The organism is Burkholderia sp. MSMB1072 (assembly GCF_001524725.1).
Taxonomy (GTDB): domain Bacteria; phylum Pseudomonadota; class Gammaproteobacteria; order Burkholderiales; family Burkholderiaceae; genus Burkholderia.
This window is the reverse complement of the sequence record NZ_LOYC01000041.1, coordinates 69,616-94,781: the sequence shown is the minus strand read 5'-3', so window position 1 is coordinate 94,781 and position 25,166 is coordinate 69,616. Positions and strand designations below refer to the sequence as shown.

Below are 25,166 nucleotides of genomic sequence, written 5' to 3'. Positions count from 1 at the left end.
TTGATCGTCTTCGCCTGCTCGTCGGTGAGCAGCGAAGCGTCGAACCTGTCCCACGGAATGTCCTTCTCCATGTCCCAACGGACGGCTTCGAGCGACCTGTAAAGTTCCGGATAAAGCATGGTGTTCATGATGGTCCCACCCCTGTTCTGCGCAATGCGACTTCTCTAAACGTGACTGTTGCCGCGCAAGCGCGCCACGCGCTTTTTGCAGCCAAGACTGTAATTTTACGCGGGAAACCGGCCCGCCGGACGCCGATTCCTTGTCCGGCGGCCAGGCGGCCGCGTTGCCGCCATGGAGCATGCCGCCACCCCGCTCAATTCGGACGGGGCCGGACGCGCATGCCTGAGTGGGGGCCGGCGCTGGCCGGCTCGATGGCGCACCCCGTCCCCTGCCCCACGCGGGTTCCCCGAAAGGTCCCGTGCGGATGCCGAATCGGCGGGCTGCTCGATATGGTATATACGGCGGCGGCCATGATAGCACGCGTGCATGACGGTTCCGAGACGCCGGCCCGGTCGCGTGCCGCCAGCCGCGGTGCGGCGATCGGTCGCGGCCCACCGTCGCGAAAACACAACCTTACAGTGCGCCTGCGCGTGTCAGACCCGCATTTCGCCGGTCGCGAGGCCGTCTTCCGGCGGCGTGCCGGCCGCCGGCGCGCTGCTGCCGTCCGCGTGCGCGATCCAGTCGGCGAGCGTCTCCCGCTGCGCCCGGCCATCGCGGTAGCCGAGCTCGATCAGCTCGCGCGTGAACGCCTCCTCGAACAGCAGGTAGCTGGCGAACGACGCGCCGGCCGGCTGGCTGCCGCCGATCGCGCCGAGCAGCCCGCGCATCGTCGCCGGCATCTGCTTCAGGTGCTTCGCGGCAATCAGCTCGATGCGCTCGGACGGCGCGATCGCGAGCACGTCGACGTGCCGCCAGCCGCTGTCGACTTCGACCTGGTGCGGCAGGTGCTCGATCATCCGGTTGATGTGCTCGATCCGTTCGATGTCCGAGCCGATCGAGTCGAGGAACACGCTCGCGAGCACCTGCTGGCCGATCTGCGCGAGCGTCGGGTAGCCGCGTGCCCGGCCCGCGCCGTTCGCGGCCGGAATCTCGGGCCGCGGATCGGCCGCGCCGATGACGACGATCCGGTGCGCGCCGAAGTGGATCGCCGGCGACAGCGGCGCGATCTGCCGGATCGAGCCGTCGCCGAAGTACTCGATCTGCCCGTCGAGCACGAGCGGCACGGCCGGGAACACGAACGGAATGGCCGACGACGCGAGCAGGTGCGACGCCGACAGGTCGACGAGCCGCGCGGTGCGTTGCGCGCGCCGCCACGCCTGGATCGGCTCGGCGGCCTGGTAGAACGTGAGGTGCCGGCCGCTCGAATAGCTGAGCGCGGTGATCGCGAGCGCGTGCAGCAGGCGCGCCTCGAGCATCTGCTCGATCCGGTGAAAGCTCAGCTCGCGCTGCAGCAGGTGCGCGAGCGGCGTGTTGTCGAGCAGCCCGCGCGGCGAGCGGCGAGCCGCCCAGCCGAACGTCATCGTCGCGAGCCAGCGCGCGCCGGCGGCCGCGATGCCGAGCCAGTCGGTGCGGTACACGTATTCGGCGCGCAGCGGCTCCCAGAATTCGAGCAGGCGCCGCACGCCATGGGAAAAGTCGTCCGCGTGGCTGGCGATCGACGTCGCGTTGATCGCGCCGGCCGACGAGCCGCACACGACCGCGAACGGCAGCGTGTGCCGCCGCGGATCGGCCTCGCGCGCGATCTCGGCCAGCGCCTTGAGCACGCCGACCTGGTATGCGGCGCGCGCGCCGCCTCCCATCAGAACGAGCGCGAGTCGCATGATCGCCCTGCTACCTGCGCCGCATCACGTCGAGCGCTTCGGCGGACGCGTTTCGGGCGACGAAGCGGCCGCCGCGCGGGCCGCGGCCGAACCGGACGGCTTCGCACGCTTCGCGGCGGGCTTGCGCGGCGCAGCCGCGGCCGGCTTCGCGGCCGGTTCCGGCGCGGCAGCGGCCTGCGGCGGCGCGGCGCCCGGCGCGGCAGGCTGCATGCCCGGCTGCGCCATCGCGAGGCTCGCGAGCTGGTTGAATTGCGTTTGCAGCAGATTCCACCAGCCGGCCGGGTCGAACGGCTGCTGCGCGGGGTCGCCCGCCGGCGCATCCGGGGCGGACGCTGCGGCGGCCGATGCTGCGGCGGCCGATGCCGCAGGGTCGGGCGCGGGCGCGGCCTCGCCCGCGGACGCGGTTTTCGCGGCCTGCGCGGCGGCCACAGCCGCTTCCTCGGCCGCCGACATCGAGCTTTGCGCGAACGCACCGAACGCGCGCAGCGTCGCGAGCGTCGCGCGCTGCACCTCGAGCGCCTGGATCGCCGACTGCAGCATCCCGAGATTGAGCTTGAGCCACTGCTCGACCGCACGCAGGTCGGTGATCCGCTTGTCGAGCTCCTCGACGTTCGTGAGCGGCGACATCATGTCGGACATGCTCGACAGCGACGGCGGCAGCCCGTGCGCGGCGCCCGGAAACGGCGCCATCCCGCCGAACGGCGACATCCGGATCATGTCCCACATCCGGTCCATCATGTCGGCGGGCTGGAACCCGGCAAAACCGGCGAAAGGGTTGGCGCCGGAGGCATCGGTCGTCATACGGGCATCCTGGTTGACTGGGGGAGCGAGGCGGCCGCCGTGCGTCGCGCAGCCGCGCGTGGTTCGATCATAGCGCGCACGTCAGAACGGCGCGTCGCCGGGAAACGCGGGCGGGCGCCGCTCGCGCAGCGAACGGATGCCTTCCTGCACGTCGGGCCCCGAAAAACCCATGAATTCGAGCGCGAGCGACGTATCGAAGGTCGGCCCGGCGGTGCGCAGCCAGTTGTTCAGCGCGTACTTGGTCCAGCGGATCGCCGACTGCGACCCGTGCGCGAGCCGCTCGGCCACTTCGTACGCCTTCGGCAGCAGGTCGGCCGGCTCGACCGCGAGCGAGACCAGCCCGATCCGCTCGGCCTCCTCGCCGCTCACGGGCTCGCACAGCATCAGGTAGTACTTCGCCTTCGCCATCCCGCACAGCAGCGGCCACACGATCGCCGCGTGGTCGCCGGCCGCGACGCCGAGCCGCGTGTGGCCGTCGATGATGCGCGCGTCCTTCGCGGCGATCGAGATGTCGGCCAGCAGCCCGGCGACGAGCCCCGCGCCGACGGCCGGGCCATGCATCGCCGACACGATCGGCTTGCTGCAGTTGATCACGTTGTAGACGAGGTCGCGCGCCTCGCGCCATACGCGGGCGCGCACGTCGAAATCGTTCGCCATGTCCTCGACGAGCGCGAGATCGCCGCCCGCCGAAAAGCCCTTGCCTTCGCCGCGGATCACCGCGACGCGCGTGTCGGGATCGCGATCGACGTCGCGCCAGATGTCGGCGAGCTCGCGATGCATGCGTGCGTTCGCGGTCGCGAGGCCGCTGCGGTTCGCGCCCTCGCCGCTCATCACGATGTCGAGCACGCCATGGTCGCGGCGCGTCACCTTCAGTGCTTCGTAACCGCCGTACGCGGCAAGATCGGCCATCTGCTGCTCCTTGTTCGACGTGCTCGAACGCTTGAATCGAGTGTAGCCAAGCCCGCGCGGTCAAACATCGGGCGAAACCCGGCGCGCGGGCCAAAGCCGGGTTTCGCCGCTGCGTGGCGTGCGCCGCGCGGCTTATGCCGCGCCGTCGGGCGGGGCGACCGACTGCTCGATCGCGCCGAAGATCGACTTGCCGGCCGCGTCGAACATCTCGATGCGCACGGTATCGCCGTAGCGCATGAATTCGGTCTGCGGCGCGCCGTGCTCGATCGTCTCGAGGCAGCGCTTCTCGGCGATGCAGCAGTAGCCGCGCTTCGCGTCCTTGTTCGATACCGTCCCGGAGCCGACGATCGAGCCGGCACGCAGGTTGCGCGTTTTCGCCGCGTGCGCGATCAGCTGGCCGAAGTGGAACACCATGTCGGTGCCGGCGTCGGGCTGGCCGACCTTCTTGCCGTTCCAGTGGACGATCATCGGGCGGTGCACGCGGCCGGCGCGCCACTCGTCGCCGAGCTCGTCGGGCGTGACGGCGACCGGCGCGAACGCGGTGGCCGGCTTGCTCTGGAAGAAGCCGAAGCCCTTCGCGAGTTCGGCCGGAATCAGGTTGCGCAGCGACACGTCGTTTGCGAGCGTGACGAGCCGCACGGCTTTCAGCGCGTCGTCGGGCGACGCGCTCATCGGCACGTCGCCGGTGATCACCGCGACTTCCGCCTCGAAATCGATGCCCCATTCCTCGGACGGGCACACGACGTCGTCGCGCGGCCCCAGGAAATCGTCGCTGCCGCCCTGGTACATCAGCGGATCGGTCCAGAACTCGGGCGGCATCTCGGCACCGCGCGCGCGGCGCACCAGCTCGACGTGGTTCACGTACGCGGAGCCGTCGGCCCACTGGAACGCGCGCGGCAGCGGCGCCATGCAGTTGGCCGGATCGAACGCGAACGCATTGCGCGCGCGGCCGTGGTTCAGCGCGTCGTACAGGTCGCGCAGTTGCGGCGCATAGAACGCCCAGTCGTCGAGGACGCGCTGCAGCGTCGGCGCGATCGCATCGGCAATCGCCGCGGTGTGCAGGTCGCGCGACACGACGATCAGCTGGCCGTCGCGCGTGCCGTCCTTCAGCGAAGCAAGTTTCATAGGGGATTGGCCGTTTTAGTGACGATGGAGGGAATCTATTTTACGATGGTGAATCCATGCGGCGCGCCATGATGGCGCACGCCGTTTTCGCCCCGTTTCCTGTCGCATTTTCGCGCACCCGTTGCCCATGCCCGCCAGCCCACTTCCCGACGACGATCTCGCCGACTCCGATACCGACGATGCCACCTCCGGCGAACACGGCGAGAAGGTCCGTTCCGGCATCCAGTCGATCGAGGTCGGCTTCCGCCTGCTCGACGTGCTGACGAGCGAGCCGCGCGCGATGATGCTGCGCGATCTCGCGCAGCGCGCGGGCATGAGCCCGGCGAAGGCGCACCGCTATCTGGTCAGCTTCTCGCGGCTCGGCGTCGTGTCGCAGGATCCCGTCTCGGGCCGCTACGAGCTGGGCGGCTTCGCGTTGCAGATGGGCCTCGCGCGGCTCGCGCGCGTCGACGGCGTGAAGCTCGCGCGGATCGCGCTGACCGAATTCCGCGACCGTCTCGACCAGACGGTCGGCATCGCGGTATGGGGCAACCAGGGGCCGACGATCGTGCACTGGATGGAATCGAGCCATCCGGCGAAGGCGTCGCTGAAGCTCGGCGACGTGATGCCGCTGCTCGGCTCCGCGACGGGGCTGCTGTTCGCCGCGTACCTGCCGCGCAGCAAGACCGCCGCGATGCTCGAGCGCGAACTCGCCGATACGCGCCGCTCGCCGCACCACGGCGGCCCGCGCACGCTCGACGAAGTCGATGCGGTGCTCGCCGACGTGCGCGCGCACCAGGCCGCGCGCGTCGAAGGGATGCTGCTGCCGACGATCCACGCGTTCTGCATGCCGGTGTTCGACGCGGTCGGCGAACTCGCGCTCGCAATCGTCGCGCTCGGCCAGGAAGGCTCGTTCGACATCGCGTGGGGCGGCGAGATCGACACCGCGCTGCGCGCCTGCGCACGGAAACTGTCTTACGAACTCGGCTATAGTCCCGACGCACGCGACGCCTGACGCATCGGTTCACGCCACGTCACGCATCGCGAACGCGCGGCGCATCCGACGGTCCGATTCCTGTGGCGCGCGCCGCGCGCCCGACGTCAAGCAAGCGCCCCGATCCCGTTCCGATGCCCATGCAGCCTGCCGACCTTCGCCCGAGTCACGCCCTGCCCCGCCGCTGGCCGCGCGTGGCCGTCGCGCTCGTCGCCGTGCTGGCGCTGCATGCGCTCGCCGGGTTCTGGCTGATGCGCAACCGCGAATCGTTCACGCCGCCGCCGCCCGCCGACATCCCCGTGCAGATCGAATTGCTGAAACCGCAGCCGATCGAGCGCCGGCCGGAGCCGCCGGAGCCGAAGCCGGTCGAACGCCCGGCCGCGCCCAAGGCCGCCGCGCCGCAGGCGGCCCCGCCGAAACCCGCGCCGTCGCAGGAGCCGGTCCTCACGTCGACGCAGACGGCCGAGCACGGCGAACCGCCGGCTGCCGCCGCATCCGCCGCGAGCGGCGCATCGGGGCCCCCGGGCGCGTCGAGCACACACGCCGCCTCGTCCGCCAGCGCCAGCGCCGGCGCCGCGACACCGGGCCCCGCGACGAGCGGCGTGAAGTTCGCCGTGCCGCCGTCCGGCGACCTGCAGTACGACACGTTCTACAACGGCATGCAGAACATGATCGGCACGATCCACTGGCGCACCGACGGGCACACCTACGATCTGTCGGTATCGATGCCCGTGCCGTTCGTCGGCCCGTTCGCCTATCGCAGCGAAGGCCGCATCGACGCATTCGGCGTCGCGCCCGACCGTTACGTCGAGAAGCGCGGCAAGCGGCCGGAAGACATCGCGATCTTCAACCGCGAGATCCGGCAGGTCGTGTTCACGCGCACGCCGAACAACGCGCCGCTGCCCGACGGCGTGCAGGACCGCTTCAGCATGCTGATGCAGTTGTCGGGACTCGTGCGCGGCAATCCCGCCGCCTACAAACCGGGCGTCACGCAGCAATTCTTCGTGATCGACAACAACAGCGGCGAGACCTGGCCGATCACCGTGATCGGCGACGAACAGGTGCAGACACAGGCCGGCATCATCGCCGCGCGGCACTTCATGCGCTTGCCGCGCCGCGCCGGCGACACGCGCCGCATCGACATGTGGCTCGCGCCGTCGCTCGGCTGGCTGCCCGCGCGGCTCGTGCAGAGCGAGCCGAACGGTGCGCAGATCGAACTGCTGTGGCACGGCCGCCTCGCCGCACCGAACGTGCCTGCCGATACCGCACCGCCAGGCGGCGCAACGAACGCGCCCGCCGCCGCACCGGCCGCCGATGCATCGGCCGCGCCGCCCGCGCAAACTGCACCGCCCGCGACGATGCAACCGCCTGCCTCATCGGCTGTCACACAGTGAACGCGCACGAATCGGCAATTTCGACCGACTACAGATTTCCGGAAAATGGCCGATGACACTCTTTAACAACTATTTCAGTCCACCGGCTCACAATGAGAAACGTTTGATAGACATCGGCTTCTAACCGATACACCCCACGCAAACGGGAGAACGGGGTGTGCAGCGCAAGCCCCTTGAAACCGGCAAGGCTCGCCCCACCTAGGGGACAACAAGGCCAGATGCCACTGCGAAGAGGAGTGCCGCCATGCAAATGATCTACAACAGCCCCAACTACTGCGTCGTCGAATTTGCGCCGCAGGCCGGCCATCACCTGATGAATGCCGGCGGATACGAAATCGTCGACAAGAACGCGCAGCGCGAAATCTTCATCGACGGCGAACTTGCCGAGCGATTCCGCGCGCACGTGAAGCAGCTGATCGAGGATGAACCGTCGCTCGACGAAGTCGACGAATTCCTCGGACAATTCGACAGCCTGATGATGATGCCCGTCGTGCTGCACTGACGACTCGCGGCCCGGCGCGTCACGCGGCCGGGCCATTCGCCGCGCACCCGCGCGGCGCCGCGTGCACTCCGATCCTGCCCCCGTCCGGTTCGCCGGCGGGGGCTTTCATTTGACGGGCCGTCCGGCCGGCGCGGCAAGGGTCGGCACCCCCTTGACGCACCGGCTACAATGACGGTTTTCCGTCTTCGCCGGTCTTCCGCCCATGTCTGCGACTCCTCTCGCCGCTTCCGTCCCGCTCGACGCGCCCTATACGCGCGGCGCCGCCCTGCCCGCGCTGCTGAAATCGCGCATCCTGATCCTCGACGGCGCGATGGGCACGATGATCCAGCGCTACAAGCTCGACGAGGCCGCGTATCGCGGCGAGCGCTTCAAGGATTTCCCCCGCGACATCAAGGGCAACAACGAGCTGCTGTCGCTCACGCAGCCGCAGATCATCCGCGAGATCCACGACCAGTACTTCGCAGCCGGCGCCGACATCGTCGAAACCAACACGTTCGGCGCGACGACCGTCGCGCAGGCCGACTACGGGATGGAAGAGCTCGTCGTCGAGATGAACGTCGAATCCGCGAAGCTCGCACGCGAATCGGCCGCGAAATACGCGACGCCGGACAAGCCGCGCTTCGTCGCCGGCGCGATCGGGCCGACGCCGAAGACGGCCAGCATCTCGCCGGACGTCAACGATCCGGGCGCGCGCAACGTCACGTTCGACGAACTGCGCACGTCGTACTACCAGCAGGCGAAGGCGCTGCTCGACGGCGGCGTCGACCTGTTCCTCGTCGAGACGATCTTCGACACGCTGAACGCCAAGGCCGCGCTGTTCGCGCTCGACGAGCTGTTCGAAGACACCGGCGAGCGCCTGCCGATCATGATCTCGGGTACCGTCACCGATGCGTCCGGCCGAATCCTGTCGGGCCAGACGGTAGAAGCGTTCTGGAATTCGCTGCGTCACGCGAAGCCGCTCACGTTCGGCCTGAACTGCGCGCTCGGCGCGGCGCTGATGCGCCCGTACATCGCCGAGCTCGCGAAGCTGTGCGACACCTACGTGTCGTGCTACCCGAACGCGGGCCTGCCGAACCCGATGAGCGACACCGGTTTCGACGAAACCCCCGACGTCACGTCGGGCCTGCTGAAGGAATTCGCGCAGGCCGGGCTCGTGAACCTCGCGGGCGGCTGCTGCGGCACGACGCCCGAGCACATCGCCGAGATCGCGAAGGCGCTCGCCGGCGTGAAGCCGCGCCGCTGGCCGAACCAGTACAGCGACAACGCCTGACCCGACCGCCCCACGTCCTTCATCACCAGAATCCGCACCGCCATGACCGATCACATGATGCGCCTTGCCGGCCTCGAGCCGTTCAACGTCACGCCCGGGACGCTCTTCATCAACGTCGGCGAACGCACCAACGTCACCGGCTCGAAGGCGTTCGCACGGATGATCCTCAACGGCCAGTTCGACGAGGCGCTCGCCGTCGCGCGCCAGCAGGTCGAGAACGGCGCGCAGGTGATCGACGTCAACATGGACGAGGCGATGCTCGATTCGAAGGCGGCGATGGTGCGCTTCCTGAACCTGATCGCGTCGGAGCCCGACATCGCGCGCGTGCCGATCATGATCGACTCGTCGAAGTGGGACGTGATCGAAGCCGGCCTCAAGTGCGTGCAGGGCAAGGCGATCGTGAACTCGATCTCGCTGAAGGAGGGCGAGGATGCGTTCCGCCACCACGCGAACCTGATCCGCCGCTACGGCGCGGCCGCGGTCGTGATGGCATTCGACGAAACCGGCCAGGCCGACACCTACGAACGCAAGACCGAGATCTGCAAGCGCTCGTACGACTTCCTCGTGAACGAAGTCGGCTTCCCGCCGGAAGACATCATCTTCGACCCGAACATCTTCGCGGTCGCGACCGGCATCGACGAGCACAACAACTACGCGGTCGACTTCATCGAGGCGACCCGCTGGATCAAGCAGAACCTGCCGTACGCGAAGGTGAGCGGCGGCGTGTCGAACGTGTCGTTCTCGTTCCGCGGCAACGACCCGGTGCGCGAGGCGATCCACACCGTGTTCCTGTATCACGCGATCCAGGCCGGGATGGACATGGGGATCGTGAACGCGGGCCAGCTCGGCGTGTACGCGGATCTCGATCCCGAACTGCGCGAGCGCGTCGAGGACGTGATCCTGAACCGCCGGCCGGATTCGACCGACCGCCTGCTCGAGATCGCCGACAAGTTCAAGACCGGCGCCGCGAAGAAGGAAGAAAACCTCGAATGGCGCAACCAGCCGGTCGAGAAGCGGCTCGCGCATGCGCTCGTGCACGGGATCACGAACTTCATCGTCGAGGACACCGAAGAAGCGCGCGCGAAGATCGCCGCCGCCGGCGGTCGCCCGATCAACGTGATCGAAGGGCCGCTGATGGACGGGATGAACGTCGTCGGCGACCTGTTCGGCCAGGGCAAGATGTTCCTGCCGCAGGTCGTGAAGTCGGCGCGCGTGATGAAGCAGGCGGTCGCGCACCTGATCCCGTTCATCGAGGAAGAAAAGCGCCTGCTCGCGGAAGCCGGCGGCGACGTGCGCGCGAAGGGCAAGATCGTCATCGCGACCGTGAAGGGCGACGTGCACGACATCGGCAAGAACATCGTGTCGGTCGTGCTCCAGTGCAACAACTTCGAAGTGGTCAACATGGGCGTGATGGTCCCGTGCAACGAGATCCTCGCGAAGGCGAAGGTCGAAGGCGCGGACATCATCGGGCTGTCGGGCCTCATCACGCCGAGCCTCGAGGAAATGGCGTACGTCGCGTCCGAAATGCAGCGCGACGACTACTTCCGCGTGAAGAAGATCCCGCTCCTGATCGGCGGCGCCACGACGTCGCGCGTGCACACGGCCGTGAAGATCGCGCCGCACTACGAAGGCCCGGTCGTCTACGTGCCGGATGCGTCGCGCTCGGTGTCGGTCGCGTCGAACCTGCTGTCCGACGAAGGCGCCGCGAAATACCTCGACGAGCTGAAGTCCGACTACGAACGCATCCGCGACCAGCACGCGAATCGCAAGGCGCAGCCGATGGTCACGCTCGAGCAGGCGCGCGCGAACAAGACCAAGGTCGACTGGGCCGGCTACCAGCCGGTGAAGCCGAAGTTCATCGGCCGCCGCGTGTTCAGGAATTACGACCTGAACGAGCTCGCGAACTACATCGACTGGGGCCCGTTCTTCCAGACCTGGGACCTCGCGGGGCCGTACCCGGCGATCCTGAACGACGAAATCGTCGGCGAATCGGCCCGGCGCGTGTTTTCGGACGCGAAGTCGATGCTCGCGCGCCTGATCCAGGGCCGCTGGCTGACCGCGAACGGCGTGATCGCGCTGTTGCCGGCGAACACGGTGAACGACGACGACATCGAGATCTACAGCGACGAGTCGCGCTCGGAAGTGCTGCTCACGTGGCGCAACCTGCGCCAGCAGAGCGTGCGCCCGGTGGTCGACGGCGTGATGCGGCCGAACCGCTCGCTCGCCGATTTCATCGCGCCGAAGGAATCGGGCGTCGCCGACTACATCGGGATGTTCGCGGTGACGGCCGGCCTCGGCGTCGACGCGAAGGAAAAGCAGTTCGAAGCCGACCACGACGATTACAGCGCGATCATGCTGAAGGCGCTCGCCGACCGTTTCGCGGAAGCGTTCGCCGAAGCGATGCACGCACGCGTGCGGCGCGAGCTGTGGGGTTACGCAAGCGGCGAGACGCTCGACAACGACGCGCTGATCGCCGAGAAGTACGCGGGCATCCGCCCCGCGCCCGGCTACCCGGCCTGCCCCGATCACCTCGTGAAACGCGACATGTTCGACGTGCTGCACGCGGACGAGATCGGCATGAGCGTGACGGATTCGCTGGCGATGCTGCCGGCGGCGAGCGTGTCGGGCTTCTACCTCGCGCATCCGGACAGCCGCTATTTCTCGGTCGGCAAAATCGGGCAGGATCAGCTCGAGGACTACGCGCAGCGCATGGCGCTGTCGCTCGACGACGCGCGCCGCGCGCTCGCGCCGCAGCTCTGATCGATGCAAACGGGAGGCTCGGCCTCCCTTTGATCAGACAAAAGAAAAAGCCCGCTCGAAAGCGGGCTTTTTCGTGTCTGGCGAACCTGTCGACCCGCCAAGCAAGGAAGCTCAGAAGCCCCAGTGCACGTCGGCCTCGCCGGCCTTCGCCTCGCGCAGCATCGCCAGGAACGGCGCGACGCGCTGGGCCAGGCTCGGCGGCACTTCGTGGTGCGCGTGGTCGGCTTCGTCCTCGTGGAAATGGCCGGCGTGCTCGGCACGCTCCTGCTTCGCCTGCGCGACCGCGCCTTCCAGCTTGGCGATCGCGTGGTCCAGTTCGTCGTGCGTGATCACACCGCGCTCGCCCAGCTGCTTGCCGACGAGACCCAGCACATACACGGCGAAATCCTTCAGCACGTCGAGATCCTGTGCCGCCTTGCTCTTGAACGTAATCATGACAATTCCCTTTTCATCTTGTTGTGCCTGCGCGGCGCGGTTGGGGAACGCCGCCAGACCGGCGTCCGGCCTCGCGGACGCGGGCCGCCTGAGCGGCATATTAGCACCTGTTAAAATTCTGCGATCCCTGAAACGCGCGCTTAAAAAGCGCGCCGGCGGCCCGGCGTTTCCGGCCGCCACCAACGAAGCCTTCTACCAGCATGCTGCCAGCACACAAACAGACCCTCGAAGCCCTGCTCGCGGATAGCGTCAAGCAGGTCGCACACGCGCTGAAAGGCGCCGACGCGGCATTCGTCGCCCCGGCCATCACGCTGGAGCGCCCGAAGGTCGCCGCGCACGGCGACGTCGCGTGCAACGTCGCGATGCAGCTCGCGAAGCCGCTCGGCACGAACCCGCGCCAGCTCGCCGAACAGATCGTCGCCGCACTCACCGCGCAGCCGGCCGCGCAAGGCCTCGTCGAAGCCGCCGAGATCGCCGGCCCCGGCTTCATCAACCTGCGCCTGTCGGCCGCCGCGAAGCAGGCGGTGATCGCCGCCGTGTTCGACCAGGGCCGCGCGTTCGGCACGTCGGATCGCGAGAAAGGCAAGCAGGTGCTGCTCGAATTCGTGTCGGCCAACCCGACCGGCCCGCTGCACGTCGGCCACGGCCGCCAGGCCGCGCTCGGCGACGTGCTCGCGAACGTGATCGCGAGCCAGGGCTACGCGGTGCACCGCGAGTTCTACTACAACGACGCGGGCGTGCAGATCGGCAACCTGGCGATCTCGACGCAGGCGCGTGCCCGCGGCCTGAAGCCGGGTGATGCGGGCTGGCCGGAAGCCGCGTACAACGGCGAATACATCGCCGACATCGCGCGCGACTACCTGAACGGCGAAACGGTCGCCGCATCGGACGGCGAGCCGGTCAAGGGCGCGGGCGACGTCGAGGATCTCGACGCGATCCGCAAGTTCGCGGTCACGTACCTGCGTCGCGAGCAGGACATGGACCTGCAGGCGTTCGGCGTGAAGTTCGACCAGTACTACCTCGAATCGTCGCTGTACAGCGAAGGCCGCGTCGAGAAGACGGTCGACGCGTTGATCAAGGCCGGCATGACCTACGAGCAGGACGGCGCGCTGTGGCTGCGCACGACCGACGAAGGCGACGACAAGGATCGCGTGATGCGCAAGTCGGACGGCACGTACACGTACTTCGTGCCGGACGTCGCGTATCACGTGACGAAGTGGGAGCGCGGCTTCACGAAGGTGATCAACATCCAGGGTTCGGACCACCACGGCACGATCGCGCGCGTGCGCGCCGGCCTGCAGGGGCTGCACATCGGGATCCCGAAGGGCTATCCCGACTACGTGCTGCACAAGATGGTCACCGTGATGCGCGACGGCCAGGAAGTGAAGATCTCGAAGCGCGCGGGTAGCTACGTGACGGTGCGCGACCTGATCGAATGGTCGGGCGGCGCGGCGGCGGGCCAGGAAGCGGCGCCCGACCTGATCGACGAGGCGACCATCACGCGCGGCCGCGACGCGGTGCGTTTCTTCCTGATCTCGCGCAAGGCCGATACCGAGTTCGTGTTCGACATCGACCTCGCGCTGAAACAGAACGACGAGAACCCGGTCTATTACGTCCAGTACGCGCACGCGCGGATCTGCTCGGTGCTCAACGAACTGAAGTCGCGCTACAACGTCGACGTCGCGCAACTGCCGGGCGCCGACCTGTCGCAGCTGACCAGCGCGCAAGCAGCATCGCTGATGCAGAAGCTGGCCGAGTACCCGGACATGCTCACGCATGCGGCGAACGAGCTCGCGCCGCACGCGGTCGCGTTCTACCTGCGCGATCTCGCTGGCGAATTCCACTCGTTCTACAATGCGGAGCGCGTGCTGGTCGACGACGAAGCGCCGCGCAACGCGCGCGCCGCGCTGCTTGCTGCGACCCGGCAGGTGCTCGAGAACGGCCTGGCGGTGCTCGGCGTATCCGCGCCCGTCAAGATGTAAGGATGTCAGCGCGGCCCCGAACCGGGCCGCGAATGGCCGCGGCAGCGCCCGTCGCCGGATGCCCGTCGCCGGATGCCCGTCGCAGCCTTTTCACGATTCTTTTTGCAGGTGACTCAAGCAATGGCACAACCACGCCGCACTTCGAAACAATCGAAACAAGCCGGAGGAACATTTCTTGGAATCGTGCTGGGCCTGATCGTCGGCCTCGCGATCGCCGTGGTGGTGGCACTCTACATCACGCGTTCGCCGTCGCCGTTCGTGTCGAAGGTCGCGCCGCCGCCGGCCGACAACGGCGCGAGCCAGCCGCAGCAGTTCGACCCGAACCGCGCGCTGCAGGGCAAGACGCCCGGCCAGCCGGTGCCGCAGGCCGCGCAGCCCGCACCGCCGAACACCGCGCCCGGCCAGGCCGCGAACCAGACCCAGGGCGGCCTGCTGCCCGAGCCGCAGATCGTCGAAGTGCCGCCGTCGGGTAACACGAACGGCGCCACCGGCTCGAGCAACACCACCGCATCGAACACGCCGTCGTCGGGCAACGGCGTCGCCGTCGCACCGAAGCCGGCCGACACCACGCCGCCGCCGAAGAAGGCGCAGCAACAGCAGCAAGGCGGCGAGGACGACCTCGCACGCTTCGCCGCGCAGAAGCAGGCGCAGCAAGCCGCCGCGCAAAAGCAGCAGCAACAGCAGCAGGCCGCGAACACGCCGAAGCCGACGTCGTCGGCCACGGCCGCGGCGGCAGCGAAGCCGCCGACCGCGAACGACGCGAACACCGGCTACTTCCTGCAGGTCGGTGCGTACAAGACGGAAGGCGATGCCGAGCAGCAGCGTGCGCGCCTCGGCTTCCAGGGTTTCGAATCGAAGGTGTCGAAGCGCGACGTCAGCGGCGTGACCTATTTCCGCGTGCGCGTCGGCCCGTTCTCGAAGTTCGAGGATATGAACTCGGCCCGTCAGCGCCTGTCCGATGCAGGTGTCGATACGGCGGTGATCCGCTTCACGAAGCAGTAAGCAGCCGGCCGCACCCACGCAGAACCCGTTACGTTTCGTAACCCGAGCAACCGATTCGACGTCCACAACATGAAAAAACTGCTTAGCACGCTCCTTCTGTCCCTCGGCCTGGCTGCCGGCCTGGCCCATGCGACGCCCGCCGCCCCGGTGTCCGGCAAGGACTTCGAGGTGATGAAGTCGCCGCAGCCGGTGTCCGCGCCGGCCGGCAAGGTCGAGGTGATCGAGTTCTTCTGGTACGGCTGCCCGCACTGCTACGAATTCGAGCCGACGATCGAGGCCTGGGTGAAGAAACAGGGCAACAACATCGACTTCAAGCGCGTGCCGGTCGCGTTCCGTGACGATTTCCTCCCGCACTCGAAGCTGTTCTATGCGGTGTCCGCACTCGGCATCTCCGAGAAGGTCACGCCGGCGATCTTCAACGCGATCCACAAGCAGAAGAACTACCTGCTGACGCCGCAGGCGCAGGCCGACTTCCTGGCCACGCAGGGCGTCGACAAGAAGAAGTTCATGGACGCGTACAACTCGTTCAGCGTGCAGGGCGAGGTGAACCAGTCGGCCAAGCTGCTGAAGGACTACGCGATCGACGGCGTGCCGACGGTCGTCGTGCAGGGCAAGTACAAGACGGGCCCCGCTTACACGAACAGCATCCCGGGTACCGCGCAGGTGCTCGACTTCCTCGTGAAGCAGGTCCAGGACAAGAAGCTCTGATCCCCGCCCGCGCGCCGGCATGACTACTCCGCTGAAGGTCTTCATCACCGGCGCGTCGAGCGGCCTCGGCCTCGCGATGGCCGAGGAATACGCCCGCCAGAGCGCCACGCTCGCGCTCGTCGCGCGACGCACCGATGCACTCGATGCGTTCGCGCGGCGTTTCCCGAAGCTGTCCGTCTCCGTCTATTCCGCCGACGTGCGCGACGCCGATGCGCTCGCAACGGCCGCCGCGTCGTTCATCGCCGCGCACGGCTGCCCCGACGTCGTGATCGCGAATGCGGGCATCAGCCAGGGCGCCGTCACCGGCCAGGGCGATCTCGCGGCGTTCCGCGACGTGATGGACATCAACTACTACGGGATGGTCGCGACGTTCGAGCCGTTCGTCGGCCCGATGACGGCCGCGCGCCACGGCACGCTGGTCGGCGTCGCGAGCGTCGCCGGCGTGCGCGGACTGCCCGGCTCCGGCGCGTACAGCGCGTCGAAATCGGCCGCGATCAAGTATCTCGAGGCATTGCGCGTCGAGCTGCGCCCGGCCGGCGTAGGCGTCGTGACGATCGCGCCCGGCTACATTCGCACGCCGATGACCGCGCACAACCCGTACCGGATGCCGTTCCTGATGGACGCCGACCGCTTCGCCGCGCGCGCCGCACGCGCGATCGCCCGGCAGCACGCATTCCGCGTGATTCCGTGGCAGATGGGTGTCGTCGCGAAGGTGCTGCACGTGCTGCCGCGCTGGCTGTACGATCGCCTGTTCGAAAAGGCGCCGCGCAAGCCGAAGGCCGGCGCGCACTGACGATCCGCCGAAGCGGCGTGCGACGTACGCCGGGCCGTCTCGCCGCGCCGACGCGTCGACGCGCCGGTTTGCGACACCTTCCACGGCATCTTCACCGCGTTCGCCGCATGCTTCGGCGCGCCGGCCCGCCTCTGCGTCGCCCCGCTCTCCCGCCCCGTCCGCCGCCTCGCCCCGCCCGCCGCTTCCGCCGCACCTTTCGCTGCATCGACACCCGTTCCGTCGCGAACGCAGCCGTTTTTCGGTCAATTCGCCGCGTTCCGGCGCCTTTTTTCACGCGTCGCGCGCTTTGACGGTATGCTATTCGCCAGCCGCGCCGGCCCTGCCTGCTTTCGGGCCGCGCCCGCCTCCGTCATCCAGCGAAAAACACGAGCCACGTGGGAGATCCTATGCACGTCAAGCTGTTCGCCGCGGCCGCCGTCGCCGCCGCCCTTGCCGCCCCCGGCCTCGCCGCCGCCAAGCCGCTCACCGTCTGCACGGAATCGAGCCCGGACGGCTTCGACGTCGTGCAGTACAACTCGCTCGTCACGACCAACGCATCGGCCGACGTGATCTTCAACACGCTCGTGTCCTACGACGAAGCCGTGAAGAAGGTGGTGCCCGCGCTCGCCGACAAATGGGAAGCCAGCGCCGACGGCCTCACGTACACGTTCCACCTGCGCCCGAACGTGGCGTTCCAGACCACCGACTATTTCAAGCCGGGCCGCCCACTGAACGCGGACGACGTCGTGTTCACATTCAGCCGGATGCTCGACGATGCGAACCCGTGGCACAAGGTGGCCGGCGCGAGCGGCTTCCCGCACGCGCAGTCGATGGGCCTCGTGAAGCTCGTGAAGTCGGTCGCGAAGGTCGACGACAGCACGGTGAAGTTCGTGCTGAACGAACCGAACGCGACGTTCGTGCCGATCCTGACGATGGGCTTCGCGTCGATCTACTCGGCCGAATACGCCGACCAGTTGCTGAAGGCCGGCAAGCAGGCCGACCTGAACGCGAAGCCGGTCGGCACCGGCCCGTTCGTGCTGAAGAGCTACACGAAGGACGCGCTGATCCGCTACGACGCGAATCCGACGTACTGGGGCACGAAGCCGAAGGTCGACCGGCTGATCTACGCGATCACGCCCGACCCGTCGGTGCGCCTGCAGAAGGTGAAGGCCGGCGAATGCCAGATCGCGCTGTCGCCGAAGCCGCAGGACGTGCTCGCCGCGAAGGGCGAAAGCGCGCTGAAGGTCGTGCAGACGCCCGCGTTCATGACCGCGTTCGTCGCGCTGAACACGCAGAAGAAGCCGCTCGACAACGACAAGGTGCGCGAGGCGCTGAATCTCGCGTTCGACCGCGCGAACTACCTGAAGGTCGTGTTCGACAATACCGCGACGGCCGCGAACAACCCGTATCCGCCGAACACGTGGAGCTACGCGAAGGACGTCGCGCCGTATGCGTACGATCCCGCGAAGGCGAAACAGTTGCTCGCGCAGGCCGGCTTCCCGAACGGTTTCTCGACGACCATCTGGACGCGCCCGACCGGCAGCGTGCTGAACCCGAACCCGAAGGTCGGCGCGGAACTGCTGCAGGCCGACCTCGCGAAGATCGGCGTGAAGGCCGAGGTCAAGGTGATCGAATGGGGCGAGCTGATCAAGCAGGCGAAGCTCGGCCAGCATGACATGCTGTTCATGGGCTGGGCCGGCGACAACGGCGATCCGGACAACTATCTGTCGCCGCTGTTCAGTTGCAACGCGGTGAAGTCGGGCATCAACTTCGCGCGCTTCTGCGATGCGCAGCTCGACAAGCTGATCGCCGACGGCAAGTCGACCGCCGACCAGGCCAAGCGCGCGAAGCTGTACGAAAGCGCGCAGAAGATCATCCACGACCAGGCGCTGTGGATCCCTCTCGGCTACCCGACCGCGGCCGCGCTCACGCGCACGAACGTGAGCGGCTATCGCGTGAGTCCGTTCGGGCGGCAGAACTTCACGACGGTCGCCGTGCAGTAACCGCGCGTGGCGCGCAGGCGACGGCGCGTGCGCCGCTCGCTTGCGGCCCGCGCGCCGCGCTTGCTACACTGCGCGCCTGTTCCTCCTGCCGGACGCCAGCCAAAGTGAACAATTAAGCCTTCCCGAAATGTTTTCGGCGCCCGTGCCACGCACGCCGCGCGCGAAGGTCTTCACGCATTTTTGGAGGTGCTGATGGCTGCAGCCACGCCCACCGGCGCGCTCGTCGCGCTTCATCACGTTTCCTTCCGCTTCGACGACGGCGTCACGCTGTTCGATTCGCTCGACCTTTCCATCGACCGCACGCCGACCGGCATCGTCGGCCGCAACGGCGTCGGCAAGAGCCTGCTCGCGCAACTGATCGCGGGCCGCCGCGCGCCGAGCGCGGGTGCCGTCGAACGGCATACGCAGGTTGCCTACGTCGCGCAGCAGCACGACCACGACGACACGGCGGCCGCCCCGCGCACCGTCGCGCAGATCGCCGCGCTCGATGCGCCGCTCGGTGCGCTCGCGCGTCTCGCCAACGGCCATGCGGCGCCGCACGACTTCGACCTGATCGGCGATCGCTGGGATCTCGCGGCGCGGCTGCGCACCGCGCTCGACGCGGCCGGCCTGCACGGCGTCCACGCCGACACGCCTGCGCATACGCTGAGCGGCGGCCAGCTCGCACGCGTCGCGCTGATCGGCGCGCTGCTGTCGGACGCGGGCCTGCTCGTGCTCGACGAACCGACCAACCATCTCGACGCACCGGGACGCGCGTGGCTGCGCGCGGCGCTCGACGGCTGGCGCGGCGGGGTCGTCGTCGTGAGCCACGACCGCGCGCTGCTCGCCGGCGTGCAACGCATCGTCGAGCTGACGCCGCACGGCGCGCGCTCGTACGGCGGCAACTACGTGCTCTACCGCGCGCAGCGCGATGCGGAACAGGAAGCCGCGCAAGCGGCGCTCGACCATGCGTGCACCGAGCGCGATCGCGTGCGGCGCAGGCTCGAACAGGAACACGACACGATCCAGCGTCACGCGGCCGCGTCGCTGCGCGGCGCGAAGACGGCCAACCTGTCGTCGATGGCGAAACAGCGCCGCAAGGGTGCGGCGCGCAGCATCATGGGACAGGTCCGGCGCCAACAGGACGATTTCAAGGCAACGCTCGACGAACGCGTGCAGCAGGCGGCCGCGCGGGTCGACGCCGCCGCGCCCGTGCTGGTGTCGCTGCCGGGCACCGAGGTCAGCGCACGCCGCCAGCTGTTCACGCTCGAACGCGCGCAACTGCCGTGGCGCGTCGCGGGCGACGCCGGCGAGATCACGTGGTCGGCGAGCGGCGCGGTGCGCATCGCACTGACTGGCCCGAACGGCTGCGGCAAGTCGACGTTGCTGAGGATGCTCGCGGGCGAGCTCGCGCCGCGCGCCGGCACCTGCACGACGCACGTGAGCGCCGCGTATCTCGATCAGCGGCTCGCGCTGCTGGACCTGGAGCGCTCGATCGTCGAACAGTTGAGCCTGCTCGATACGCCGCTTGCCGAAGGCGACCTGCGCAGCCGCCTCGCGCTGCTGCAACTCGACGCGACGCGGGCGACGCAACCGGCGTGGCAACTGAGCGGCGGCGAACGGCTGAAGGCCGCGCTCGCATGCGCGTTGTGGCGCGGCACGCCCGCGCAACTGCTGCTGCTCGACGAGCCGACCAATCACCTCGATCTCGAATCGGTGCGCGCGATCGAAGCGGCGCTGGCCGGCTTCCCGGGTGCGATCGTGGTCGCGTCGCACGACGCCGCGTTTCTCGCGGCGCTCGAACCGACGCACACGATGCAGTGGCAGCGTGACGGGTGGCGCTACGAACCCGTCGCGTAAGGACAACGAAGCAGTCTCAGCCGGCGGTGCGGAACCGCAGCACCCCGTCGTCGCCCTGTTCGCGCACGAGTTCGCCCGCGAGCCACAGCAGGTTCAGGTGTGCGAGCGCCTCGCCGAGCGCGAACGTCATCTGGTGGATGTCGAGCTCGCGGCGGCGGAACATGATCGGCACGATGTCGGCCGCGCTGCGCGGCTGCTCCGCGCATGCGACGCGCACTTCGGCCAGGCGCGCATCGTGATGTTCGCGCAGTTGCGCGATGCGCGTGCGCACGCCGCGAAACGGCTTGCCGTGCGACGGCAGCACGAGCGTGTTGGGCGCCATCGTCTCGTAGCGGCCGAGCGACTCGAGATACAACGCGAGCGGGTTCGCTTCCGGCTCGAGATCGAACACCGACACGTTCGTCGAGATGCGCGGCAGCACCATGTCGCCGGAAATCAGCACGCCGTCCGCTTCGCAGTGGAGCGCGCAATGTTCAGGCGAATGGCCGAAGCCGGTGACGACGCGCCACGTACGCGCGCCGATCGCGACCGCGTCGCCTTCGCGCAGGCGCCGGTAGCGTGGCGGCACGGCCGGCACGAGATCCGCGTAATAGCTGCGGCGGTTGCGCAACTTGTCGAGCGCGGCCGGATCGGTCAACCCGTGGCGCGCGAAGTGATCGGCGGCGGCCGCGCCGCCCGCGTTCGAGCCGTTACCGGCCGCCATCAGGCAGCCGAACATGTATTCGCCGAGCGTCATCCACAGCCGCACGTTCCAGCGGCCCTTGTCGCCGCCTTCGCACAGCCAGTTCGCGAGGCCGAAGTGATCGGGGTGGCAGTGCGTGACGAGTACGCGCAGCACCGGCAGGCCGTCGAGATGCGTGTCGAAGATCTGCTCCCAGTGCGTGCGGATCGCGTCCGACGCGATCCCGCAATCGACGATCGTCCAGCCGGCCTGCCCGTCGATCTCGTCGCGCAGCAGCCAGAGATTGATGTGATCGAGCGAGAACGGCAGCGGCATGCGCAGCCAGCGCACTCCCGGCGCGACCTCGAACGTGTCGCCCGGGGCGGGCAGCGTATCGGCGAAGGGGTAGTCGAGTTGGTGTTCCAGGGCGTTCATCGGTGGGGCGTCTCGTCGTTATCGGTGCGAATGCGTGCCGGCGGCAGGGCGCGGCGGGCGGTGCGTCGATTCTATCGCCGTCGCGCGAAACAGGTGCCCGACGAGCGCCGGCCCGCCGGAAAAAAGTTCGTGTCAGAATCGGTTCCGTACCCGTATCTTTACGCGAAGATGCATCGAACGGCGCTCAACGGCGATCAACACGCCGATTGACGGCCATTCGCGCGTCACCGCGAAAGTCATTGAAACGCCGACTTGGGCGCTAAAATGGCGAGTGCTTACAGCCCCTTGAACGAGCCTGCACGCGATGAATCACTTCCCCAAACTGCTGTCGTCGCAGATCGGTTTCGACGTCGCGCAGACGATGCTCGAATACTTCGATCGCCATTACCGGATCTTCCGCGAAGCGGCGGTCGATGCGAAGACGCTGTTCGAGCGCGGCGACTGGCACGGGCTGCAGCGGCTCGCGCGCGAGCGGATCACGTCGTACGACGATCGCGTGAAGGAATGCGTCGAGGTGCTGGAAGACGAGTACGACGCGGAGAACATCGACGACGAAGTGTGGCAGCAGATCAAGCTGCACTACATCGGGCTGCTCACGTCGCATCGCCAGCCCGAGTGCGCGGAAACCTTCTTCAATTCGGTGTGCTGCAAGATCCTGCACCGCTCGTATTTCAACAACGATTTCATCTTCGTGCGCCCGGCGATCTCGACCGAGTACCTGGAGAACGACGAGCCGGCCGCGAAGCCGACCTACCGCGCGTACTACCCGGGCACCGACGGGCTTGCGATCACGCTCGAGCGCATCGTCACGAACTTCCAGCTCGAGCCGGCGTTCGAGGATCTCGCGCGCGACATCGGCTGCGTGATGCAGGCGATCGACGACGAATTCGGCCACTTCGACGAAGCGCCGAATTTCCAGATCCACGTGCTGTCGTCGCTGTTCTTCCGCAACAAGAGCGCGTACATCGTCGGCCGCATCATCAACGCCGACCGCGTACTGCCGTTCGCCGTGCCGATCCGCCACGTGCGCCCGGGCCTGCTCGCGCTCGACACCGTGCTGCTGCGCCGCGACCTGCTGCAGATCATCTTCAGCTTCTCGCATTCGTACTTCCTCGTCGACATGGGCGTGCCGTCCGCGTACGTGGATTTCCTCTGCACGATCATGCCGGGCAAGCCGAAGGCCGAGATCTACACGTCGGTCGGGCTGCAGAAGCAGGGCAAGAACCTGTTCTACCGCGACCTGCTGCACCACCTGTCGCATTCGAGCGACCGCTTCATCGTCGCGCCCGGGATCAAGGGCCTCGTGATGCTCGTGTTCACGCTGCCGTCGTTCCCGTACGTGTTCAAGATCATCAAGGATCACTTCCCGCCGCCGAAGGACACGACGCGCGCGCAGATCATGGAGAAGTACCAGCTCGTGAAGCGCCACGATCGCCTCGGGCGGATGGCCGACACGCTCGAGTATTCGAGCGTCGCGCTGCCGCTCGCGCGGCTCGATCACGCTCTCGTGCGCGAACTCGAGAAGGAAGTGCCGTCGCTGCTCGAATACGAGGACGACAAGCTCGTGATCAAGCACCTGTACATCGAGCGCCGGATGACGCCGCTCAACCTGTACCTGCAGAACGGCACCGACGCGGACGTCGAGCATGGCGTGAAGGAATACGGCAACGCGGTGAAGGAGCTGATGAAGGCCAACATCTTTCCGGGCGACATGCTGTACAAGAACTTCGGCGTCACGCGCCACGGCCGCGTCGTGTTCTACGACTACGACGAGATCGAGTACCTGACCGACTGCAACGTGCGGCGCGTGCCGCCGCCGCGCAACGAGGAAGACGAGCTGTCCGGCGAACCGTGGTATACCGTCGGCCCGCACGACATCTTTCCGGAGACCTACGGGCCGTTCCTGCTCGGCGACCCGCGCGTGCGCGGCGTCTTCATGAAGCATCACGCGGACTTTTTCGATCCCGCGCTGTGGCAGGCGAGCAAGGACAAGCTGATGCAGGGCGAGTTGCCCGATTTTTATCCGTACGACGCGGCGCTGCGCTTTTGCGTGCGCTACCCCGCGCGCTTCGGCGCGACGGACCGGAACGACGGCGAAGGCAACGCGCAGCGCGCCGCCTGATGCCGGCAACACCGCAATCATTATCGACCCGATTTCCGCCAACGGAATCCACACCGATGACTACCCAAGACAATCCGCTTTCACATCTGTTCGACAACAACGATGCCTGGGTCAAGCGCCAGCTCGCCGACGATCCCGATTTCTTCGCACGGCTCGCCGACCAGCAGGCGCCGGAATATCTGTGGATCGGCTGCTCGGATTCGCGCGTGCCGGCCAACCAGATCATCGGCCTGCCGCCGGGCGAAGTGTTCGTCCACCGCAACATCGCGAACGTCGTCGTGCACAGCGACCTGAACTGCCTGTCGGTGATCCAGTTCGCGGTCGACATCCTGCGCGTGAAGCACATCATGGTCGTCGGCCACTACGGCTGCTCGGGCGTGAACGCGGCGCTGCACAACCGCCGTGTCGGCCTCGCGGACAACTGGCTGCACCACGTGCAGGACGTGCGCGAGCGCCATGCGGCGCTGCTCGACGAATGGCCGGTCGGCGAAGCGCGGTACCGCCGCCTGATCGAGCTGAATTCGATCGAACAGGTCGTCAACGTGTGCCGCACGACGATCGTCAACGACGCATGGGCGCGGGGCCAGTCGCTGACCGTGCACGGGCTCGTGTACGGCGTGCACGACGGCCGGATGCGCAACCTCGGGATGTCCGTGTCGAACTTCGATGCGCTCGACGAAACCTACCGGCGCTGCGTGGCGGCGCTGACCGCACGCGGCCAGCATGCGCCCGACAACGACATGGTCGCGGCGGACGCCGCGCAGCTCGACGGCGTCGCGCAGGCAGTCGCCGCCACGCTCAAGCCGTGCGACGACGCGCAGTAACGCGCAACGACGGGCCGGCCGTCTGGCGGCGGCTACCGCGCGGGCGCGGCACGCGTCGAACGGATCTGACACCGGCGCTGCCACGGCGGCGCCAACCCAAGGAGCGACGGGCATGAAAACCGTATTGATCGTCGGTGCATCGCGCGGCCTCGGCCGCGAATTCGTCCGGCAATACCGGCGCGACGGCTGGAACGTGATCGCCACCGCGCGCGACGCGGCGTCGCTCGACGCGTTGCGCGCGCTCGGCGCGCAGCCGCATGCGCTCGACATCGCGCAGCCCGAGCAGATCGCGGCGCTCGGCTGGAAGCTCGATGGCGAGCGGCTCGATGCGGCCGTGCTCGTGTCGGGCGTGTACGGGCCGCGCACCGAAGGCGTCGAGACGATCACCGCCGAGGATTTCGACGCGGTGATGCATACGAACGTGCGCGGGCCGATGCAGTTGCTGCCGATCCTGCTGCCGCTCGTCGAGGACGCGCGCGGCGTGCTGGCCGTCGTGTCGAGCCGGATGGGTAGCATCGCGGAGGCGACCGGCACGACGGGCTGGCTGTACCGCGCGAGCAAGGCCGCGCTGAACGACGCGCTGCGCATCGCGTCGCTGCAGACGCGCCATGCCGCGTGCATTTCGCTGCATCCCGGCTGGGTGCGCACCGACATGGGCGGTGCGCAAGCCGCGATCGACCCGGAAACGAGCGTGACCGGCATGCGTCGCGTCATCGCCGAATCCGCTTCGGACCTGTCTCAGGCGAACGGCCGGTTCTTCCAGTACGACGGCATCGAGCTCAGTTGGTGAGCGGCGCCGGCAACCGGGCGTTGTCAACCGAGCGTTGTT

General features: G+C 67.9%; 20 protein-coding genes and 1 pseudogene. 14 read left to right on the top strand and 7 right to left on the bottom strand.

The annotated features are described in order from the left end of the window. From WS89_RS33935 to WS89_RS22420, 5 genes and pseudogenes are all read right to left on the bottom strand, one after another. Window positions 1-128: pseudogene (locus WS89_RS33935) on the bottom strand (ferritin-like domain-containing protein); the annotation flags it as partial. Between the two features lie 465 nt (window positions 129-593). After that, window positions 594-1,820: a patatin-like phospholipase family protein gene (locus tag WS89_RS22435; protein WP_059793570.1), complete on the bottom strand. Its 1,227-nt coding sequence runs from the start codon at window positions 1,818-1,820 to the stop codon at window positions 594-596. Window positions 1,821-1,844: 24 nt separating this feature from the next. Beyond that, window positions 1,845-2,621, bottom strand: coding sequence for a PhaM family polyhydroxyalkanoate granule multifunctional regulatory protein (locus WS89_RS22430; protein WP_059793568.1), 777 nt, complete (start codon window positions 2,619-2,621; stop codon window positions 1,845-1,847). 81 nt (window positions 2,622-2,702) lie between these two features. Then, window positions 2,703-3,530: an enoyl-CoA hydratase/isomerase family protein gene (locus tag WS89_RS22425; RefSeq protein WP_006495425.1), complete on the bottom strand. Its 828-nt coding sequence runs from the start codon at window positions 3,528-3,530 to the stop codon at window positions 2,703-2,705. Between the two features lie 132 nt (window positions 3,531-3,662). Next, window positions 3,663-4,655 (bottom strand): fumarylacetoacetate hydrolase family protein, encoded by a 993-nt coding sequence (locus WS89_RS22420; protein ID WP_059506352.1) that lies wholly within the window; start codon window positions 4,653-4,655, stop codon window positions 3,663-3,665. A 127-nt stretch (window positions 4,656-4,782) separates the two neighbouring features. Here WS89_RS22420 and WS89_RS22415 point away from each other — a divergent pair, with 127 nt between their 5' ends. The 5 genes from WS89_RS22415 (at window position 4,783) to metH (ending at window position 11,554) form a co-directional block, all read left to right on the top strand. Then, window positions 4,783-5,649, top strand: coding sequence for an IclR family transcriptional regulator (locus tag WS89_RS22415; protein WP_059793565.1), 867 nt, complete (start codon window positions 4,783-4,785; stop codon window positions 5,647-5,649). A gap of 113 nt (window positions 5,650-5,762) precedes the next feature. Further along, complete coding sequence (locus WS89_RS22410; protein WP_059793578.1) at window positions 5,763-7,022, top strand: DUF3108 domain-containing protein; 1,260 nt, start codon at window positions 5,763-5,765, stop codon at window positions 7,020-7,022. Between the two features lie 244 nt (window positions 7,023-7,266). After that, the gene (locus WS89_RS22405; protein WP_006477667.1) at window positions 7,267-7,524 is read left to right on the top strand and encodes a BTH_I0359 family protein; all 258 of its coding nucleotides are present in this window, start codon (window positions 7,267-7,269) and stop codon (window positions 7,522-7,524) included. Window positions 7,525-7,726: 202 nt separating this feature from the next. After that, a complete protein-coding gene (locus tag WS89_RS22400; protein WP_059793563.1) occupies window positions 7,727-8,794 on the top strand; it encodes a homocysteine S-methyltransferase family protein in 1,068 nt (355 codons plus the stop codon). A gap of 42 nt (window positions 8,795-8,836) precedes the next feature. Further along, window positions 8,837-11,554, top strand: a complete 2,718-nt coding sequence (gene metH, locus WS89_RS22395; protein ID WP_059506358.1) for a methionine synthase — start codon at window positions 8,837-8,839, stop codon at window positions 11,552-11,554. Window positions 11,555-11,665: 111 nt separating this feature from the next. Here metH and WS89_RS22390 read toward each other — a convergent pair whose 3' ends face one another. Then, a complete protein-coding gene (locus WS89_RS22390; RefSeq protein WP_059506360.1) occupies window positions 11,666-11,989 on the bottom strand; it encodes a DUF1840 domain-containing protein in 324 nt (107 codons plus the stop codon). A gap of 200 nt (window positions 11,990-12,189) precedes the next feature. Between WS89_RS22390 and argS the strand changes: the two genes are divergently transcribed. From argS to WS89_RS22360, 6 genes are all read left to right on the top strand, one after another. Beyond that, complete coding sequence (gene argS / locus WS89_RS22385) at window positions 12,190-13,971, top strand: arginine--tRNA ligase (protein WP_059506362.1); 1,782 nt, start codon at window positions 12,190-12,192, stop codon at window positions 13,969-13,971. A 120-nt stretch (window positions 13,972-14,091) separates the two neighbouring features. Beyond that, window positions 14,092-14,973 (top strand): SPOR domain-containing protein, encoded by an 882-nt coding sequence (locus tag WS89_RS22380; RefSeq protein ID WP_059793561.1) that lies wholly within the window; start codon window positions 14,092-14,094, stop codon window positions 14,971-14,973. Window positions 14,974-15,042: 69 nt separating this feature from the next. Beyond that, window positions 15,043-15,681 (top strand): thiol:disulfide interchange protein DsbA/DsbL, encoded by a 639-nt coding sequence (locus WS89_RS22375; RefSeq protein ID WP_059793559.1) that lies wholly within the window; start codon window positions 15,043-15,045, stop codon window positions 15,679-15,681. A 19-nt stretch (window positions 15,682-15,700) separates the two neighbouring features. After that, window positions 15,701-16,474, top strand: a complete 774-nt coding sequence (locus WS89_RS22370; protein ID WP_059793557.1) for an SDR family oxidoreductase — start codon at window positions 15,701-15,703, stop codon at window positions 16,472-16,474. 386 nt (window positions 16,475-16,860) lie between these two features. Continuing rightward, window positions 16,861-18,456 (top strand): ABC transporter substrate-binding protein, encoded by a 1,596-nt coding sequence (locus WS89_RS22365; protein WP_059793555.1) that lies wholly within the window; start codon window positions 16,861-16,863, stop codon window positions 18,454-18,456. A gap of 192 nt (window positions 18,457-18,648) precedes the next feature. Then, a complete protein-coding gene (locus tag WS89_RS22360; protein WP_059793576.1) occupies window positions 18,649-20,295 on the top strand; it encodes an ABC-F family ATP-binding cassette domain-containing protein in 1,647 nt (548 codons plus the stop codon). 16 nt (window positions 20,296-20,311) lie between these two features. On the opposite strand, the gene WS89_RS22355 is transcribed toward WS89_RS22360, so the two are convergent. Then, complete coding sequence (locus tag WS89_RS22355) at window positions 20,312-21,391, bottom strand: MBL fold metallo-hydrolase (protein WP_059793553.1); 1,080 nt, start codon at window positions 21,389-21,391, stop codon at window positions 20,312-20,314. Window positions 21,392-21,695: 304 nt separating this feature from the next. Here WS89_RS22355 and aceK point away from each other — a divergent pair, with 304 nt between their 5' ends. The 3 genes from aceK to WS89_RS22335 all read left to right on the top strand — a co-directional run bounded on the left by aceK (window position 21,696) and on the right by WS89_RS22335 (window position 25,127). Continuing rightward, the gene (gene aceK, locus WS89_RS22345; protein ID WP_059793548.1) at window positions 21,696-23,513 is read left to right on the top strand and encodes a bifunctional isocitrate dehydrogenase kinase/phosphatase; all 1,818 of its coding nucleotides are present in this window, start codon (window positions 21,696-21,698) and stop codon (window positions 23,511-23,513) included. A 56-nt stretch (window positions 23,514-23,569) separates the two neighbouring features. Further along, complete coding sequence (gene can / locus WS89_RS22340) at window positions 23,570-24,337, top strand: carbonate dehydratase (RefSeq protein WP_059506375.1); 768 nt, start codon at window positions 23,570-23,572, stop codon at window positions 24,335-24,337. Between the two features lie 112 nt (window positions 24,338-24,449). Beyond that, entirely contained in the window at window positions 24,450-25,127 is a 678-nt protein-coding gene (locus tag WS89_RS22335; RefSeq protein WP_059506377.1) for an SDR family oxidoreductase, read from the top strand. Window positions 25,128-25,166: the final 39 nt, after the last annotated feature.

Coding starts and splice junctions, on each gene's coding strand:
- WS89_RS22430 (WP_059793568.1), bottom strand. CDS start 2,621: ATGACGACCGATGCCTCCGGCGCCAACCCTTTCGCCGGTTTTGCCGGG.
- WS89_RS22435 (WP_059793570.1), bottom strand. CDS start 1,820: ATGCGACTCGCGCTCGTTCTGATGGGAGGCGGCGCGCGCGCCGCATAC.
- WS89_RS22365 (WP_059793555.1), top strand. CDS start 16,861: ATGCACGTCAAGCTGTTCGCCGCGGCCGCCGTCGCCGCCGCCCTTGCC.
- argS (WP_059506362.1), top strand. CDS start 12,190: ATGCTGCCAGCACACAAACAGACCCTCGAAGCCCTGCTCGCGGATAGC.
- WS89_RS22360 (WP_059793576.1), top strand. CDS start 18,649: ATGGCTGCAGCCACGCCCACCGGCGCGCTCGTCGCGCTTCATCACGTT.
- WS89_RS22370 (WP_059793557.1), top strand. CDS start 15,701: ATGACTACTCCGCTGAAGGTCTTCATCACCGGCGCGTCGAGCGGCCTC.
- WS89_RS22390 (WP_059506360.1), bottom strand. CDS start 11,989: ATGATTACGTTCAAGAGCAAGGCGGCACAGGATCTCGACGTGCTGAAG.
- WS89_RS22355 (WP_059793553.1), bottom strand. CDS start 21,391: ATGAACGCCCTGGAACACCAACTCGACTACCCCTTCGCCGATACGCTG.
- WS89_RS22400 (WP_059793563.1), top strand. CDS start 7,727: ATGTCTGCGACTCCTCTCGCCGCTTCCGTCCCGCTCGACGCGCCCTAT.
- WS89_RS22410 (WP_059793578.1), top strand. CDS start 5,763: ATGCCCATGCAGCCTGCCGACCTTCGCCCGAGTCACGCCCTGCCCCGC.
- WS89_RS22415 (WP_059793565.1), top strand. CDS start 4,783: ATGCCCGCCAGCCCACTTCCCGACGACGATCTCGCCGACTCCGATACC.
- WS89_RS22380 (WP_059793561.1), top strand. CDS start 14,092: ATGGCACAACCACGCCGCACTTCGAAACAATCGAAACAAGCCGGAGGA.
- can (WP_059506375.1), top strand. CDS start 23,570: ATGACTACCCAAGACAATCCGCTTTCACATCTGTTCGACAACAACGAT.
- WS89_RS22425 (WP_006495425.1), bottom strand. CDS start 3,530: ATGGCCGATCTTGCCGCGTACGGCGGTTACGAAGCACTGAAGGTGACG.
- WS89_RS22405 (WP_006477667.1), top strand. CDS start 7,267: ATGCAAATGATCTACAACAGCCCCAACTACTGCGTCGTCGAATTTGCG.
- aceK (WP_059793548.1), top strand. CDS start 21,696: ATGAATCACTTCCCCAAACTGCTGTCGTCGCAGATCGGTTTCGACGTC.
- WS89_RS22420 (WP_059506352.1), bottom strand. CDS start 4,655: ATGAAACTTGCTTCGCTGAAGGACGGCACGCGCGACGGCCAGCTGATC.
- WS89_RS22375 (WP_059793559.1), top strand. CDS start 15,043: ATGAAAAAACTGCTTAGCACGCTCCTTCTGTCCCTCGGCCTGGCTGCC.
- WS89_RS22335 (WP_059506377.1), top strand. CDS start 24,450: ATGAAAACCGTATTGATCGTCGGTGCATCGCGCGGCCTCGGCCGCGAA.
- metH (WP_059506358.1), top strand. CDS start 8,837: ATGACCGATCACATGATGCGCCTTGCCGGCCTCGAGCCGTTCAACGTC.